The organism is Bradyrhizobium sp. 40, assembly GCF_023100925.1.
GTDB lineage: Bacteria > Pseudomonadota > Alphaproteobacteria > Rhizobiales > Xanthobacteraceae > Bradyrhizobium.
In genome coordinates this window covers 6,818,963-6,834,042 of record NZ_CP064688.1, presented here as the reverse complement: position 1 = coordinate 6,834,042, position 15,080 = coordinate 6,818,963, and the positions used below count along the sequence as shown (strand labels likewise).

The following is a 15,080-nucleotide window of genomic DNA, read 5'->3' as shown; positions in this document are numbered from 1 at the left end:
GGTGGCCGCCGGGTCACGCCAGCGGTCTTCCTTTCGACAAGAGCGGCCTCATCTCAGGTGATCGCTTCAACCGGCGCAATAGCTCGGCGGACGCCGCCCTCCGTCACCCCTTCACTGCCAGCACGGCGTGTGCGCCTAGCAAACACCCGCCGATGAAAGCAAGAAGGGCACACACAAAAAAAGTAAGGCCGACGATCCGCCAGACATCGGAATGCCCCAGTTTCTTATTTGCCCGATTGTCGTCTGAGGTGGAACTTGCCCAGCGGGCTTTGTGATCGTCGTGCTCTGGTGGATATCGAAGGGACGCCATCCGATTAAACTGCGCATTCATCAAGAAGCTATTCGCTTCCGCTCTGCGGGCCATCGTGAAGAAGGCGGCACCCTGAGCCGCCACCACAAATAAGAGTCCCAAGATGAAGGCCGCGGCAGTCCACATCACAGATGCGCCGGGCACCTCGGCCTTGAAGAAGGAAAGGGCCGCTGGGATAGCGACAAGCGCTCCGCCATTTAGATAAGTGAGCGTTTGAAAGCCCTTCTCCGAATAGCTTATCGCCAGCTTTTCATACTCAAGGGATCTATCCCGAAGGGGTTTGATGCGCCGCTCAACTTCCTCGAAGAAGGCATTATCGAGCTGCTGGACACGCTGCCTTAATTCTTCGGGAGTCTCGGTCATGTTAAATCCTTACCGCTTTGCGTTCAGAGCAGGCCGGCGCCAGCATGTTCTTTGAATAGCTCCGCCTCCTGGATATACCCGGCAAGCGTGTCCACCGACTTATGGCGGCTCACATCCTTCATTCGGAAGATGGACTTACCGGCAGCGGCCGATGAGGTGAGGAAGCCTCGGCGAAGGGAGTGGCCGGAGAACACGCCGGCATCAAGCCCGACGCGTCGCGCGTACGCCTTCACGACAAGGGCGACCGATTGGTCCGTCAGACGCTCGGCGCTGACCACCCCCGCCTTATTGATCGGCCGGAAGACCGGGCCCGCCCCGATACCGGCAGCGTCCAGCCAGTCGCACAGGGCGACGACGGGGCAAGCTTCAGCGGATCCGCGCGCCACAGCGATGGTGACGCCCTCGGCGTCCTGGTCCGTCTTGGACTTGGCAATGAGGACCAGCAGTCCCTCTGGCGTCTCCTCGATGTGCTCCACGTCAAGGGCGACGAGCTCAGAGCGGCGAAACGCACCGCCGAACCCCAAGAGCAACAGCGCGCGGTCGCGCTTGCCGGCAATGGTCGCTGGGCACGCGGCAACCATGGCCTTGATACGGCTCGCCACGGCCGGCGCCTTCTTGACCTTCGCTGCGCCAATGGTGCGGCGAATGCCGCGGAGCGTGGCCTTGACCGCCTCGCTATCGGTGGGCGTCGCCAGGAACGCCAGCTTGTGCGCGTACCGGATCGCGGCGAGGCGCCGGCCGAGCGTCGACGCCTTAGCGCCTTCCGCAACGCCGTGCGCCAGATAAGCCGCTACGGTTTCAGCAAGCGCCGGCAACGAGCTCGCGGCCTTCTCCTCGCAATACGAGCGGAACAGCCGAAAGTCGGTCTCGTAGGCCCTGCGAGTAGCTGGCGCTTTCTCGGCCTTGGCAAAGGAGACGGCTGCGGCCAGATCGGGAGCGATGGTGGCCGGGAGACTGACGCCCTCGGCTAGCACGGGAACGGAAGTCATTGCTTGAGTTCCATAGGTAGTGAGAAGAAGCGTTATCAATACCTATCTGATATCGTGCTATCACACAAGCACAGAGCTGCGGTTGATTGTTTGATCTCATTCCAGCGGTTCGCCCTGTTAATCCCCTGTATCATCAGGTCATGTCGACATAGGCTCGACACCCCACGCAACCGCGCCAGCAGCCGCCCCAGCGCGGTTTCAGTTGGCACACACGAGCCCAACGCCATGCCTCGCAAGAAAGCCGGCCGTCTCGCGTCCCGTGACCCTGGGGCGTTTAAGGCGCTAATTGTCAGGATGAACCCTGAGGGCTGGCGAGCGCTGCGGATATTGGCTGCGGAGTCCGACACGACGCTAAACGCGCTCGCAATCGAGGCATTCAACGATCTGCTGCGGAAGAGACACAAGCGGCCCGTTGTGGCAAATCCGCTGCTCGATGACGACTAGAGAACGGCAGTATTTGATTGCCTACATCGCTGATGCAGAACGGCTTTCAGGAGCTAACTCCCCGCCGGCTGAGCTACCATTTCCTACCATTGCACCTTGCCATTTGTTGCCAAGCACCCGGCGCGCGTAATGCGCAGAAACTACGCCAGAGGCGCAATTGTTACCTCCGGCGATGTTTTCGTTGCTCTCCCGCCGAGGGTTTAGTTTTGTTCACATTTGTTTACATGCACCTTGTCATTACTTGTCCTCCCGCTCCTCGCGCGCGCGCGCGTATTGGTCTCGTAATTACGCCAGCGGAGGAGACGCGACGACGTGACATTTCCTGATCCAAGGGCCCGTTGATCTGCCGTTGTTCTGAAGGGCAAAGCCTTTGATTTCCTTTACCAAAGCGATTTTACCCCACCCCCGTCCCGAGCGCGGGGATGCTTTCATTTGCTTTAGTTTTGCTCTGGTTTGATCGAGGCACTGAGTCATAAACTGAGCTGGGCCTTCGGTCCGCTCAAGTCTCCGGGACCCGATGGCACCGGCGCCGAACCATGCGATCTGGGGCCAAGCTTCGGCTCATGGGGCCACACCGACGGCGATGGCAATGCCGCCCGGCTAAGCCGCTCCACCGGCGGCTTGGTAAGCGGATCGATGGGATCGTAGCGGAAACATTGCGGATTGGCGGACTCGGTGGCTACAGTCGCACCACCTTGAACGTGTTCGATCGCCCCTCGTCCGGCCAGAGCGACAATTATCACGTCGGCCCCGCCGCGCTCGACAGGTCTCGAACGGTGCACAAGCAGAGATCAAGCACCCACTAGTCGGGCTCATTTCGACACGAAAAAGAAATCTTCCTTTCCAGGAAGCGAACCGTATGTGTATGGCTCTTGACGGCCTGCAGTTGCCTCCATCACGTCATCTCGTATAAGGCGAAACATCTTGTTTATCTCGACGCCTGGCGTCGCAATTCGTTGGGTGACAGCGACGGCGAATGGCGAGTTGCCGCCCTCACCATCCAAAGCAACCTGGCCGTCCTTTGCTGCAAAGACGACCAGGGTCGCACCTTGAACCTTGACTTCGGCCAAGCCTCGCCCGGATGTCGATCGCGATGCGATTGCACGACCGGCCGTGGATTCGCTCCCCACCATTAATGCTGGTGTATCTGTTTTACGAGGTGTGAAAGGATTATCACGGCACGCATCGAGCATAACAAGTTTTATCTTCTTGGCCGCGTTTGCTGCGCGCAGGACTTGGGACATGGGGATTGCCTCATATTCTATGTCGCGATCCACGGCTAGCTTTGCATCAACGGGAATAAGATAATTCACACCGCCGACCTCAATCCCATGGCCAGCGTAGTAGACCATCGCCCAGTCAGAGTTTTCGGCCTCATTTGCGAACGCACGAAGCGCATCAATTATACTTTCGCGTGTTGCGTCGGTTACGAGCGTCACGGCCTGAAATCCGATGTTCCGAAGTGACTTCGCTATTGCTCCTGCATCGTTGCGAGGATTCGTAAGCGGCGACACGGCCCTGTAAGATGAATTTCCAATAACGAGGGCTACCCTTCGGTCGGCGCGAAGGTTGCCCAATGCTACAGACGGGACTTTCGCGTCCGAAGTAGGTATCGACGTCGTAGTTTTGATCTTAGTGGGAACGGGCTCGATGCTGGGTTGCGGCGCACCGGAGTCTAGCGCAGCCAATCGAGCTTTCGCCGTTTCAAGAGCGGAACGATTGATTTCTGACTTATCGATTGAGCGAGCTGCCATTGCTTGTTCGAACGCCGCTTTAGCCCCCGCGAAATCGCCTTTCCTTTCGAGCGTAAGTCCGCGTCCTGTCAGCGCAGGAATAGGCGCCTCCGGCTTCACAGCAAGAGCCTTGTCGTAGTCTGCGAGAGCAAGTTCTATCGAGCCCAGATATCGATAGGTGTCTCCGCGCAAGGTGAAATTGGTGCCATTCTTGGGATTGATCTCGATGGCTTTACTCTGATCTTGCAATGCTCGATCTAGGTCGCCTTTCAGACGAAAGGTTTCTCCACGGTTCGACCAGGGCACGTCGTAAGTTGGCTTAAGGTGGATAGCTTGCTCGAAATCGTTCACTGCCTTGTCGTATTCGCGACGGCTCCGGCGACAAATCCCCCGATTGTTGTAAGCAACGGGCTCCTTAGGAGCTAGTTCGACTAATCGGTCGAAATCGGTCAAGCATCCTTCAATATCGCCAGTATCAAGCTTGACCATGCCTCGTGTATTATAAGCGGCAGCATTCCCCGGATTCAGCTTCAATGACATTTCCAAGTCGCTTAGCGACTTGTCTATATCTCCAAGGCGGTACCACGCCAAGCCGCGATTTTGCCATGCAAAAGCATATGACGAGTCCAATCGAATTGATTGCGTGAGAACTTCCAGAGCCCGGTCGTACTTTCCATCGTTGTTTAGTGCAGCGCCGAGGTTATTAAGAACGACGTTACGTTTTATGTTTTTGGAGTTGAGCATTCTCGTACACGCCGGAACAGCGGTGCTCGGCTTTGTAATCTGCATGCACAACTGATTATCCTGCCTGTCGTTCGAAAAAGCATTGCCCGACCAAAGCAAGATTACGAGACATAGTGATCTCCACCACATCAAAAAGCACCCTTCAATTGACTGAGCTGTTGAATGAAAACGCAACGACAAGGAATTCCAGATTAGAGCCAGCGGCGTCTTCAGATCAACCAGCGGCCTGATCGGGATTGCTAATGACGACAGGTTACACCCGACAAATGTTTGTTTCGGATCATAAGCGACCTCGGCGGGCGTCCCCGTTAAGGTCTGCTAGGGGTCATAAACGGTCTTCGACGCGTGGATACGCCAGGTCGGCTTAGGGCCACAAGCACCGGTTGGGCAGGCGCCGGCCGCGCGTCCGCTCCGCATCCTTTAGGTAATGGAATCGCCTTAGCCTTTTCTGTTATAGCGAGTTAGTCAGCTTGACTTTGAGCTCCGTTCATTAAAATCAAGCCGCCGCTGGCGCTCCACCTGATCATTTCCGCTCAAGAATGCCGATCACGGTTTTGGGGTTCAGGTGGATCAGTCGAAGCAGAACCAGTGCGGGCCCGGTCGGCCTTCTTCGACCCTGCTCCCAATTGCGAAGCGTCTTCACTGGAACGCCAATGGCGTCCGCGAACGTCTGCTGCGTCTGGCCTATCCCCGAGGCCGCGCGAATGGCCTGCACATTGAAGATTTGCGGCGCGGGTCTTTTAGGGGATGACATAATTGCGCCGCTGGCGCTGTCCGGTGTACCGCTCATTGGCTCACTCCAGATTGGATCGCCGTTGCCTGCATCGCAGCGTCAATCGTTGAAATCATGCTCTCGATCGCTTTCCGCTGATTGGGCAGCACGCGCCCGCTACTCGCAGTGCTTTGCAGCCTCTGCCGGTAGGACGTTGGGCGGTATCCTACGGGAACGAGACACCTCAGCGTGCGGTAAGCAATTTGGGCTCGAGCTACAGTCGCACTCTCGATGTTCGGCCATCGGCTTTATCCGGCTCGGAAGCTACTTCCACAACAAGGCGAAAGTTGCCGTCCACTCCATAGCGCTGAGACTGCCCGATTTCTTTCGTCACCTCACTGTCCGCCCATACCAACTCCCCATTGACGTTCTGCTTGCTCTGGAAGCGAACGAGGAATGCTTCCTCGTTCTCAGATTTGATGGTCAGAGTGATCATGTCCAGCTCTCTTACAGCTTGAGGTACGTTGAAGCGAGGATCGTTGGCTGCACCGTGCGATGGGGATTGGCTCCTCCTGCCGCCGCAGTCAGATTGTCGTTGGCAACACCATTGACGGAACCGATGGTCATGCCCGTCGACGACGTTCCTGTGCTGCCGCCGTTTGCGCTTTGAACCACGACCGTGGCGCCGCCTGGCGAATTGTAGGCATTAGTGCTGACGATCACTCCGCTGTGAGCGTGCCCTGGGTCTCTCAAATAGACATTGTGCTGATGAGAAGGGAGTTGCGGGGTCGCTAGCGTGACGTTTTCAGCACCGCCGACCGCTCCGAGCGTTGTTGCCGTTGCGCCAAAATAGCTAGCGGTCAGCCGGCCCGCGTCGGTGTTTCCCATATCTCCGAGGCCAGCCAGCACCCGACCTCGAAGGTCAGGCAGCGCAATCGTCTTCCCCGCGGCCCAATCAACTGCCGCAGAAGCGCCGCGGCCACTGCTCACAGCGAGATTTGAATCGGCGCCCCACAGGTAAATGAACAGCGCTTGGCAGTCGGCATTTGCGCGCTCACTTGCTCCTGACGTTGGACCGCCAATCGTTCTGCCATTGGCCCGCACCCAGCCTGACAAGATCCCGGTCCCATAAAACTGCATGAAAGCGCCAGTTTGGAAAATTGTCGTCGGGTCGACCGTCCCGCCGCCGCCGCCGCCTCCCGAAGGACCGACGATCAGCAGATTGTCTTGAACGAGCTTCTGATTGCCGTTCTTGTCCGTCAGACGGATCTTGATGTTGCCGTCAGCACAAAACAGCTGCGGAATACGGCCCGCAGAATCGAGCGTGATTGGGTTGGGCCAAGGGATGGTGAGGCCAGTGTCCTGGTAACAGTTTTGCGGGGCGCTAGTCGTTCCTGCCTGAATAAGGAAGAGCTTCCCGCCGCCGAGAGGTTTGGCGAACTCGTCAAGCTGCTGGGTCATGCTGATGCCGGGGACGGTGCCGGCTGCCATCGCGCTCGACGCGATCAATACGAGCGCAAAAAAGGCGCCCAAAACTCGCCCGGCGGAGTGATGCAGATCAAAACCATCCGAACGAAGTCGATCCACGACCGATTGACGGATGTAGTCAGATTTCGACTGGCATCTTTGTTTTGCTGCCGTGTCTATCGCTTCCGAAAGATTTGCCGGCGCCCTGAACTGCACCAGATCTTCAAACTTGCGGGGATCGTCCATGTCTCGTCCTCATGCAATCTGCATGCGGTTGTAGTTACGAGCGCAGGACGCCAGCCACCATGTCAAAGCTGCGGAGGTTGCGAGTTCGGCGGACGCTGCGGATTTTGAGGCCGGCCGGCGGGACACAGGTGCGAAGGAGCCCGAGCCCATGGGCATCTCCGATTCACATGGTGCTCTGGCGAAAGCTGATCGACTAGAAATTGTCGCTGCGAGCAGCGAAACTCCAGCTCAGCCCTCGCTGGTCGCGGAACACCTTTCTCCATCGGAAGGCATGAGTATCGATTCTTCGGACCCCCCCAAGGCGCTAGACCACCGTCGGCACCATCCCAGATCAAAGAAGGTTGCCGCTGTCCTTCCTAAGTCGAAGCCAAAGGAAGCCGAAATGAAGCGAACTACCCTTTCCGAGCGTTCAAAGTCTGCCGGCGACACCCATCCCTGTCGGCTAGGCGCGTTTGGTGGTTTGCGCAAGGCTTTGAACTCAATCGACTGCGAGATCTAAATAGGAAGCTGTGCGATGGCACTCGCGGTCGCTCCCTATACGGCCAACCTCGGCAAAGATACACCGACCCGCTCAAAGTACTCTTTCACCGGTGAGCTTGAACGATCCCCGGCCAGATAAGCGGCAAGGGCCCGCCGATCGTCATCAAGAAACATCGCAAGCGCGACCTTGCTGACGACCCAGACGCCACCGCCGACCCGCCGCCCGAGCCCATGCTGCACACACCAATTGCGTAACGTGGTCTCGGATTTGCCGGCTCGTGCCGCGGCCTCCTTCAGGGCGATCCCCTCACGCGGATCGACGGTGTGAGACCTTCGGATTAAAGCCTTCAGGCGACCTCATCGCTCACCGCCCTCAGCAGGGTCGCCAACGGACCAGCAGATCCGCATGGCCTTGCCAAGGCGTGCCGGATTGTTTCAACGGAGCAGCCGTGTTGGAGGGCCAAGGACGCGACGATTGCCGCGTCCTGAGCGTGGTTTCGGCAGCCGTGCCGACCTTCGTCGCGTTGATGAAGACCTCGGCGATCCGGCCATCCGCGAACCGACCGATGCCGCCGGTATAGGACTGGCCGTCGCACTCGAACCGGAAGAGCCAATGAGCTCTTCGGTCCTTCAGGCGGGTTCGGAGTCCCGTCATTGCAGACCTCCCACCTCTCCATGGGCGCCCAAATCATCCATAGGCGCCCCTGTTTGGGAGGGGGCGCCCATGGGTTTTTTGGGCGCCCATGATGCGTCCGGAAGCTCCAGCACATAGTGGGAACCGGGGCCGAAGCCGGCTCGGCTGGACCTGACGCCGAGCTCGGCTCGGGCTTCACGGAAGGCCTTGCTCTTGCTGAGCCGCTTGTCGTCCTCCAGCAGCGCCGCTGCCCGCGCCTGGCGCTCGACCTCCAAAACGTCCACCGGACCAGCCGACAAGATGTCCCGGAGGAACTGGATGACGTCCTCCTTGCCGCCACCCGATTGCCCCTTCTTGGCACCTCGGTTTTCGGATGCAGATAGCGCCTCATCGATAGACTCGCTGACGTGGTCGCCCTCGAACATGACGTTCGATGAGATGACGTCGTCGCCGACCAGGCGCTGCTCGAGCCGGAAGGCCAGCCCTTGGCACTTCTTGCCGAGGTTGTTCTTGGCCTGGAGCAAGAACCGCCGCTCGTCGTCTTCCGGATCTTCGATGACCGCAAAGGCCGCGCGAGCTGCTGCCACGAAAGCGATCGAACCAGCGAACCGGTTCAAGGCGCTCTGGTTGCCACCGCCGCCGCCCTTGTTGAGATGCGTCACTGCAACGACGGCGATCCGGAGGCGATTGGCCATGTCGGCCAGCGGTTCGAGCACCTCCCTCGTTTCCACGTTTCCGTTGCCGTCGCTCCCGCCCATGTAGGCCGAGATGGGGTCGACGATGATCAGCCTAACCGTGCCGATTTTTCGCGCCATATCCTCCAGCAGATCAACGTCCGTCTTCAAGCTGAACGTCTTCCGACCGGTCCCGTCCGGTTTGGTCGCGGCCGACACGATGTGAACGCGCTCGCGGTCGGCTCCCGCCGCCATGAGGCGCGGGATGATCGTGTCCTGCACGCCATCTTCCGCGCTCATGAAGATCACGTCACCCGGGAGCGTCGAGCCCTCGCCGCACGGCCAGTGACCGCCATTTGAGACGACGGCCGACATGAAAGCGGTCAGCTGGCTCTTACCGAGCCCCGGGGGACCACCCAGCAGCACCAGCTTGCCCTCGGGGATGCGGCCCGGCCAGACCCACACCAACTTCTCGGGCTCGAGGTCGCTGGCGCGATGCGCGATCAACCGCCGCTTTTGTGGCTTCGAACCGATCGAGGGTTGATCAGTCTTCTGCGTCGCGGCGGAAGCCCTTTCCACACTCTGGCCGATCATCTTCTCGATTTCGTGTCGATCGCAACCGAAGTACCCGTGAGCGACCGCGATTTCAGAGAGGCGATCGACCATCACGCTTTTGGGCACCCACTGGTTCGCCACGGCATCCGCCAGCGTTGCTGCCGCTTCCGTGAAAACGGCGAGCTTGGCGTCCTGAGACGCCAATGCCACGCTGCGCTTTACCTCGCGCAATATTTTTGCAGCCGTGGCCCCAAATTGCCGCTCATCGCTGGGGGTGTCAGCAGCTTCGTCCCCGGCACGGCTCTGATCTTGGTCCGAACCTTGGACGGTCGCTGACAGAGCTTCGGCGCGACGCTTCAACTCATCTGCGGTGAGGGGCGCTCGTGATTGATGAAAGTTCATTAAGCAGCCTCTGCGACGACTACGACGGAAGTTTCGAGCCGGTAACGGCCATGCGTCCCCGGAAATGACCCGCGGTGCGGCTCATATTCGGTGGTGATGGTCAGCCCGGCGCGGCGGAGCTTGAAGATGTAGTGTGACCAGCGCGGCGCCGGGTGGTCGATTGTCGTGAGGCCGCGCGGGCCTGCATTGACGAGATGGCGGAGCGTCCACGCCTCGCGGCCCGCGAAGGTTTGCAGCGAGCCGTCGGGGAGCCTGATCCTGATTTTGTCTGTCATCGCTCGGTCACCCCTCCAATGCCGGCAAGGGCCGCGATCAAATCGGCATGGCCCGGCGGGAGCGAGTATCGGGAGAGCAAGTATTGTCCCGCCTTGGTCGCCGGCTTGCGGACGACGGCATTGCGCCAGTCAAATAGCGGGAGGCCTGAAAGGCCTTGGTTTGCATGCAGTGGGTTGCTATGTGTAGTCATATTCTGAGGAGCCTTTCTTAGACCCCGGTGCGCTCGCTCATCCCGCCAGGAAAGCAGCGAGCCACCGGGCTTAGGATTAAGCGGCCGTGGCCTCGCGGCCGATGGCCGGAAGCTCATGGAGCCAGCGCTTCAGCTCAGTCGCCTCAAAGACGGTGCGCTTCCCGTCCTTTCGAGCGGTTAGTTCCTTGTCCCTCACTGCTTTGTAAATGCGCGTACGGCTGCGCCCCGTGGCGGCGGCTGCCTCCTCGGGGGTGTAGGCTAGCTTTGCGATTTGCGAGGGCTGGTCGGTCTCGGGCGTCTGCATGGGTGCATCCTGTTTTCCAACAGCGTCCCGCTGTGTGTCGCAGGACATGCACCGACGATAGGAGCGCCGACGTGTCCGGCGCCATTTGCAGAATTTGACTTTTTTTGCCCTAAGATCAGAGGGCTATATCGACGATTTTGCGCCCCCAAAAAGGAGGACAAAAAAGCAATTTAGTTGTCCTTGTTTGGAATTTTCCCGTACCGCACGACATAATCACGCAGTGAAGCGTCATTCAGATGTCCCGCGTAGGTGTCTTCGTCGTGTGTGACAGCGCCGGAAAGCCGGTCGCCTTTAACCTGCTTCACTCGCTTGGCCATAAGCTCACCATGCCTGAGATATTGATCCACAATCTTGTCCCCGCGACTTTCGCGAAGCCTCTGCTCCCACTTCTTTAGGGTCTCAATACTTCCGATCCTTGAGCCGACATGCTGGGATATCTCAATGATATTATCCATGGTCTCCTCTTTCGGAGTTCGATTAAGAGCTTTACGAAAAGCGATGATGGAAAGCATTTGCAGTTGCAGGGCGACCCGCTCGGCATTGTATCGACTTCCATTCTGAGCGAGCTTGAATAGGTCATCCGGGTCGCCGCGGGCGATGCGAAAAAAGGCCTCAAGCACATCGCACTGAGGCGATTCCGGGAAGGCGCCAGGATTGTAGGTCATGAAGTTGATGAGCAACCTTCGGGCTTGCTCTCGGCTCAAATCTAGACGCTCTCTGTTTCCCTCGCGCTCGTACTTGTGGAGGTCGCGCAACGAGCGGGCAGCCGCGTAGTCATCAACGCGCATCTCTTCCGGTTCATGTTCTTGCGGATCGAGATTGTTTTTTGCTAATCCAGAAAGATGATCGATCGCCCACCCGGCCAGAAGTTGCACAAGGTTACCGGCCACTCGCAAGGCACGTTGAGCCTTTAAGTCCTTCTCATGCTCTGTCGATGCTCCACCAGCAGGATCGGTTTCGGAGCGAAGTTGTTCCAGGTCGGCAATACATTCTGCCAACCGCTCGTCTCGATTTCGGTTGTGTCTTGATGGCCAGACCAGCGCGCCTTCGCCAGCGTACCACTCGACCCCGTTTATGGTCTCAATGGGCTCGTCGTTCATGATTTGCACTCCGCTAGTGCTCCGCATGCTGACGACACGGCAGGCCGGTGCGGACCGGCTTTTCGGGAGCTACCCTAGCCGTGCCGATTCCTTGGCGCCTCCGCCAAAACTCTCGCTATCTCCCGCGCGTACCGATTGAACGCTGCCCGCTTTTCCTTCTGTCGCTCATACATGTCGTAATGCACAGATCCGACGTCGCGTGCCTTGTGGTTCAAACATGCATCCCGATCCTCTTTCTTGACGCCAAGAGCCGACATTCGGGTTTCAACGGTCCTGCGGAGGTCGTGAGGCGAGGGAGGATCCTCGCTCCATTTACCGTCAAGCGTCTCGGCAAGCCGCGCCATCGCGACCGTGAGGGCGTGGGCGCTGATCGACTGCGATTTGTCTTTTGAGCGCGGCGAGGGGAAGAGAACTTTGGCGCCCTTTGGAAGCAGCGACATGGCTTCCTTGATCATATCCACTGCCAAGGACGACAATGGCATGAAGAAATCTCGCTTATTCTTCACACGCTCCGCGGGGATGGCCCAACCGGCGGCACTGGCTTGGTTCAGGTTCTGAAGCTCAGACAGATTGCAGCCAGCAACCTCGTTTGCTCGGCCTGCTGTCAGGAGCGCGAGCCTCAGGGCCAGTCCGGTCTGGCGGGAAATTGGCTTTTCGACCGCCTTCCTCCAGAAGGTTCGAATTTCGCTATCGTCGAGCACGCGCTTGCCCGTTTTTTCCACGCCCCGCTTCTTGAGGCGGACCATGGGATTATCTTCTCTCAGGTCGCAATCGATCGCGAACGAGAAGATTTTGGAAAGGAGCGAGTGGACCCGATTGGCTGCCGTGGGCGTTCCAGCCGCAACGATGCTCTCAAGCAGTTCGATGCAGTCGGCGCGCCGGATCTTCCGATAGTCGCGCTTTCGCCACTTCGGCAGAACGTGCTTATCGAGGTTGCGCCGGTCCTCAGCGGCGGACCTGGGGCGCTTATGCCGCTCGGCGTGCTCAATAATGTAGCGTTCGGCGAGTATCGCAAAGTCACGAGACCCGGCGTCCGCTCTGGCGCTTCGCTTTGCCTCAACCGGGTTGATGCCTGCGGCAACTTGCCTGCGCATGTCGTCGGCATCGGTTCGAGCCTTGGAAAGGCCGATATCGGGATAGTTGCCGAGGGTGGCGCGGAGCGTGCGCCTGGTGAGCGGATCGCGGAACCTGAACCCCCATGACGAAACGCCCCCCTTTGTCACCCGCAGCACAAGGCCGGCGCAGCGCACGTCAGCGACCTCGAGCCTGCCGTTTGCGGGGGGCTCAATGGCGCGGCAATAGGCGTCAGTCAGCAGCTTCTTCATGCGTCCCTACGGGGACGCGCCGGGGACACAAAATAGCGGGATGTGACGGGACTGATTGGAACGGAGGGGGACATTCCGAAAGAATAAAGCGAGAACCGACTGCGTTCAAGCGTTCTGGTGCGTCCCCCACTGTTTTGAGCATCAGACTACGAATCTGAGGGTCGGACGTTCGAATCGTTCCGGGCGCGCCATTTCGGTACCGACTGTCGCCTGGTCACGCGGACCGAAGTCATCCTTCCGCGGTGAAGTCATCCTTCCGCGGTCAAGGCTTCCAGCTCGGCGAAATAAGCCTCGTTCAGATCCTGCTCGGACCTCGTATCGAGGTCGCCGCCGCCCGACCTGAGTCCGCGCATCCGGTCGTTCAAGTATCCGACCAGCACCGAGCCGATCGCATGGATGGCTTCGTGACGATCGAGCCCTTCGGACATCGGTCGCTGCGCCGTGCCTCGCACCGGTAGTTCGGCATCAGCAAGCTGGTTCTCCATGATGGCGTGAATAACGGCGTGCAATGTCGCGCGCGTGAGGCGGATCCGCGCGCGCCGATGATACTCCGTCACACGATCGATACGTTCTTGTTCGTCCAGCGCGAGCCACTGCTCCCGGGCGGGCTCCGTGAATGGATCATAGGCTCGGATCTCTTCATTCCCTTGGTCGAGCACTGATCGGGCGAAGACGAATGCGATTTCCGAAAACCTAGGGCTACATTCCGCAGATCAGTCTCTATCCAATCGGCCGGCGCGCCGACGATGCCCTGCTCGCACCGCTCACCGAAGCCGCTGCAAATGGTTGCACCGGTTCCAAGATGGCGCGTAACAACGCCCCCTTAGCGCCGCCCAACTTCCTGCGCCGCTGGATTCGAACCAAGCCCCCTGCTCGCCAGCAAACGGTTGAACTGATCGGCTGAAAAAAACTGTCCGTCCGGAGCCGTGATCGAAACCACAAAACCATTCACCGCGTGCTTGCGGGCCAGGATCACCGCAACGATCGCGCTGTCACGGAAATCCACGGTGCGGCAGTCGTCTCTAATAGCTTCGATGATAAATGTCATTTGGTCCATGACCACAATTGGCACGCGCCAATTGCGCGCCCGGCAACTCAACCTCGTATCGGTGAAAATGATATTGCCGACAAGCCAGCTATTGACCCGATGGAACCGCGGCCATACCCATATTGGGGGAAACAGCAGACCGGTCCTGCCTCACGCGCGGTGCGCCACGGATACATAGAACCGGCTTGTGGGCGTCAACCGGACATCCGTAGAAGCGGGCACTGGCCATGGTTGGTACGACTGAAGGCGAGGACATCGCGGCGGATTTGATCCGAACCGTCTCTCGCCACTCGTTGGCCTACATGCTGTGCGCAGCCAGCGAAATGTTCCGCCACTACGATTTCGATCCGCTGGACTTGATGATCATTCATGCGGTCTTGAACGCCAACGTTCTCAAGATCATGAAGAACCCCGAACTGGACCGGCAATTTGGCAGTATCCAGGCGGTTGAGCCGGATAAGATCAAGCAGGGCGTTTCCCGTGCCGCCCTGTCCCGCTTTTTCGGTCTGCCGATCGAAACCGTCCGGCGGCGCGCCGATCGCTTGAAGAAGCAAGGCATTTTCCGCGAGACCGACCAGGGACTGATCGTAACCGAAGCCAACCAGTTCAAGTTCGGCAATAATCACGAGCTGCAGAGAACCAACATGCTCCTGGTGCGGAAATTCCTCCGTGACCTGACGGAAGCCGGCGTTGAGCTTCCCGGCGGGATTTGACGGCCGGATCAGCGTTTGTCTGCTGGCGGCATCCTTGGCGCCAAGGCGAGACAATCCGGTTGGGTCTTCTTCGCGCATCGCTGCCGTGTGAGATTCAGCACGCAAGATCACCTGTAATCTGCTTCACACGCAAATGCGCCCAATCACGCTAGATGGAATAGGCCGTGCCTCCGCGCGGCGTGTTCGGAGCTGGCGATGATGGCTGCACTTGCAAAGGCGATATCCCGCGCGACGAGAACCAACGTCGACGTCGAAACTCTGAAAGTCCTCGTGATCTTTTCGGGCGCGGGCTTGCTGCTCTCTCTCGTGGCTGCAATGATCTACGGACAGGCTGCCAACGCCGCTTTGTTTTGAGAGCGCGCGCTTCGCCA

The 15,080-nt window shown here is 59.0% G+C and carries 17 protein-coding genes; 3 read left to right on the top strand and 14 right to left on the bottom strand.

Annotated features, from left to right (window positions below):
* Window positions 1-103: 103 nt before the first annotated feature.
* From IVB40_RS32775 to IVB40_RS32750, 6 genes are all read right to left on the bottom strand, one after another.
* Window positions 104-673, bottom strand: a complete 570-nt coding sequence (locus IVB40_RS32775; protein WP_247817470.1) for a hypothetical protein — start codon at window positions 671-673, stop codon at window positions 104-106.
* 23 nt (window positions 674-696) lie between these two features.
* Window positions 697-1,662 (bottom strand): site-specific integrase, encoded by a 966-nt coding sequence (locus IVB40_RS32770; protein WP_247817469.1) that lies wholly within the window; start codon window positions 1,660-1,662, stop codon window positions 697-699.
* Between the two features lie 1,256 nt (window positions 1,663-2,918).
* Window positions 2,919-4,628, bottom strand: a complete 1,710-nt coding sequence (locus IVB40_RS32765; RefSeq protein WP_247817468.1) for a tetratricopeptide repeat protein — start codon at window positions 4,626-4,628, stop codon at window positions 2,919-2,921.
* A 478-nt stretch (window positions 4,629-5,106) separates the two neighbouring features.
* The gene (locus IVB40_RS32760; protein ID WP_247817467.1) at window positions 5,107-5,373 is read right to left on the bottom strand and encodes a helix-turn-helix domain-containing protein; all 267 of its coding nucleotides are present in this window, start codon (window positions 5,371-5,373) and stop codon (window positions 5,107-5,109) included.
* 196 nt (window positions 5,374-5,569) lie between these two features.
* Complete coding sequence (locus IVB40_RS32755; RefSeq protein ID WP_247817466.1) at window positions 5,570-5,791, bottom strand: hypothetical protein; 222 nt, start codon at window positions 5,789-5,791, stop codon at window positions 5,570-5,572.
* A gap of 11 nt (window positions 5,792-5,802) precedes the next feature.
* Window positions 5,803-7,008 carry a hypothetical protein gene (locus IVB40_RS32750; protein ID WP_247817465.1) on the bottom strand — a complete coding sequence of 402 codons (1,206 nt, stop codon included), beginning with the start codon at window positions 7,006-7,008 and terminating at the stop codon, window positions 5,803-5,805.
* Between the two features lie 148 nt (window positions 7,009-7,156).
* Between IVB40_RS32750 and IVB40_RS32745 the strand changes: the two genes are divergently transcribed.
* Entirely contained in the window at window positions 7,157-7,507 is a 351-nt protein-coding gene (locus tag IVB40_RS32745; RefSeq protein ID WP_247817464.1) for a hypothetical protein, read from the top strand.
* 354 nt (window positions 7,508-7,861) lie between these two features.
* Here the strand turns inward: IVB40_RS32745 and IVB40_RS32740 are convergent, their stop codons facing one another.
* The 8 genes from IVB40_RS32740 to IVB40_RS32705 all read right to left on the bottom strand — a co-directional run bounded on the left by IVB40_RS32740 (window position 7,862) and on the right by IVB40_RS32705 (window position 13,996).
* Window positions 7,862-8,143, bottom strand: coding sequence for a hypothetical protein (locus IVB40_RS32740; protein ID WP_247817462.1), 282 nt, complete (start codon window positions 8,141-8,143; stop codon window positions 7,862-7,864).
* A complete protein-coding gene (locus IVB40_RS32735) occupies window positions 8,140-9,753 on the bottom strand; it encodes an AAA family ATPase (RefSeq protein ID WP_247817461.1) in 1,614 nt (537 codons plus the stop codon). The genes IVB40_RS32740 and IVB40_RS32735 overlap by 4 nt, the downstream gene beginning before the upstream one ends.
* Window positions 9,753-10,028, bottom strand: a complete 276-nt coding sequence (locus tag IVB40_RS32730) for a hypothetical protein (protein ID WP_247817460.1) — start codon at window positions 10,026-10,028, stop codon at window positions 9,753-9,755. The genes IVB40_RS32735 and IVB40_RS32730 overlap by 1 nt, the downstream gene beginning before the upstream one ends.
* Before the next feature lie 267 nt (window positions 10,029-10,295).
* Complete coding sequence (locus tag IVB40_RS32725; RefSeq protein ID WP_247817459.1) at window positions 10,296-10,523, bottom strand: helix-turn-helix domain-containing protein; 228 nt, start codon at window positions 10,521-10,523, stop codon at window positions 10,296-10,298.
* A gap of 170 nt (window positions 10,524-10,693) precedes the next feature.
* The gene (locus tag IVB40_RS32720; RefSeq protein WP_247817458.1) at window positions 10,694-11,623 is read right to left on the bottom strand and encodes a hypothetical protein; all 930 of its coding nucleotides are present in this window, start codon (window positions 11,621-11,623) and stop codon (window positions 10,694-10,696) included.
* 74 nt (window positions 11,624-11,697) lie between these two features.
* Complete coding sequence (locus IVB40_RS32715; RefSeq protein ID WP_247817457.1) at window positions 11,698-12,948, bottom strand: integrase arm-type DNA-binding domain-containing protein; 1,251 nt, start codon at window positions 12,946-12,948, stop codon at window positions 11,698-11,700.
* Between the two features lie 248 nt (window positions 12,949-13,196).
* The gene (locus IVB40_RS32710) at window positions 13,197-13,607 is read right to left on the bottom strand and encodes a hypothetical protein (protein WP_247463475.1); all 411 of its coding nucleotides are present in this window, start codon (window positions 13,605-13,607) and stop codon (window positions 13,197-13,199) included.
* A gap of 164 nt (window positions 13,608-13,771) precedes the next feature.
* Window positions 13,772-13,996 carry a hypothetical protein gene (locus IVB40_RS32705; RefSeq protein WP_247463473.1) on the bottom strand — a complete coding sequence of 75 codons (225 nt, stop codon included), beginning with the start codon at window positions 13,994-13,996 and terminating at the stop codon, window positions 13,772-13,774.
* A 227-nt stretch (window positions 13,997-14,223) separates the two neighbouring features.
* Here IVB40_RS32705 and IVB40_RS32700 point away from each other — a divergent pair, with 227 nt between their 5' ends.
* Complete coding sequence (locus IVB40_RS32700; RefSeq protein ID WP_007597670.1) at window positions 14,224-14,709, top strand: hypothetical protein; 486 nt, start codon at window positions 14,224-14,226, stop codon at window positions 14,707-14,709.
* Window positions 14,710-14,904: 195 nt separating this feature from the next.
* Window positions 14,905-15,063 (top strand): hypothetical protein, encoded by a 159-nt coding sequence (locus tag IVB40_RS32695; RefSeq protein WP_247817456.1) that lies wholly within the window; start codon window positions 14,905-14,907, stop codon window positions 15,061-15,063.
* Window positions 15,064-15,080: the final 17 nt, after the last annotated feature.

Bases quoted from the DNA above. Each gene is read 5' to 3' on its own strand.
- IVB40_RS32775 (WP_247817470.1), bottom strand. From the start codon at position 673: ATGACCGAGACTCCCGAAGAATTAAGGCAGCGTGTCCAGCAGCTCGAT.
- IVB40_RS32770 (WP_247817469.1), bottom strand. From the start codon at position 1,662: ATGACTTCCGTTCCCGTGCTAGCCGAGGGCGTCAGTCTCCCGGCCACC.
- IVB40_RS32765 (WP_247817468.1), bottom strand. From the start codon at position 4,628: ATGCAGATTACAAAGCCGAGCACCGCTGTTCCGGCGTGTACGAGAATG.
- IVB40_RS32760 (WP_247817467.1), bottom strand. From the start codon at position 5,373: ATGAGCGGTACACCGGACAGCGCCAGCGGCGCAATTATGTCATCCCCT.
- IVB40_RS32755 (WP_247817466.1), bottom strand. From the start codon at position 5,791: ATGATCACTCTGACCATCAAATCTGAGAACGAGGAAGCATTCCTCGTT.
- IVB40_RS32750 (WP_247817465.1), bottom strand. From the start codon at position 7,008: ATGGACGATCCCCGCAAGTTTGAAGATCTGGTGCAGTTCAGGGCGCCG.
- IVB40_RS32745 (WP_247817464.1), top strand. From the start codon at position 7,157: ATGGGCATCTCCGATTCACATGGTGCTCTGGCGAAAGCTGATCGACTA.
- IVB40_RS32740 (WP_247817462.1), bottom strand. From the start codon at position 8,143: ATGACGGGACTCCGAACCCGCCTGAAGGACCGAAGAGCTCATTGGCTC.
- IVB40_RS32735 (WP_247817461.1), bottom strand. From the start codon at position 9,753: ATGAACTTTCATCAATCACGAGCGCCCCTCACCGCAGATGAGTTGAAG.
- IVB40_RS32730 (WP_247817460.1), bottom strand. From the start codon at position 10,028: ATGACAGACAAAATCAGGATCAGGCTCCCCGACGGCTCGCTGCAAACC.
- IVB40_RS32725 (WP_247817459.1), bottom strand. From the start codon at position 10,523: ATGCAGACGCCCGAGACCGACCAGCCCTCGCAAATCGCAAAGCTAGCC.
- IVB40_RS32720 (WP_247817458.1), bottom strand. From the start codon at position 11,623: ATGAACGACGAGCCCATTGAGACCATAAACGGGGTCGAGTGGTACGCT.
- IVB40_RS32715 (WP_247817457.1), bottom strand. From the start codon at position 12,948: ATGAAGAAGCTGCTGACTGACGCCTATTGCCGCGCCATTGAGCCCCCC.
- IVB40_RS32705 (WP_247463473.1), bottom strand. From the start codon at position 13,996: ATGACATTTATCATCGAAGCTATTAGAGACGACTGCCGCACCGTGGAT.
- IVB40_RS32700 (WP_007597670.1), top strand. From the start codon at position 14,224: ATGGTTGGTACGACTGAAGGCGAGGACATCGCGGCGGATTTGATCCGA.
- IVB40_RS32695 (WP_247817456.1), top strand. From the start codon at position 14,905: ATGATGGCTGCACTTGCAAAGGCGATATCCCGCGCGACGAGAACCAAC.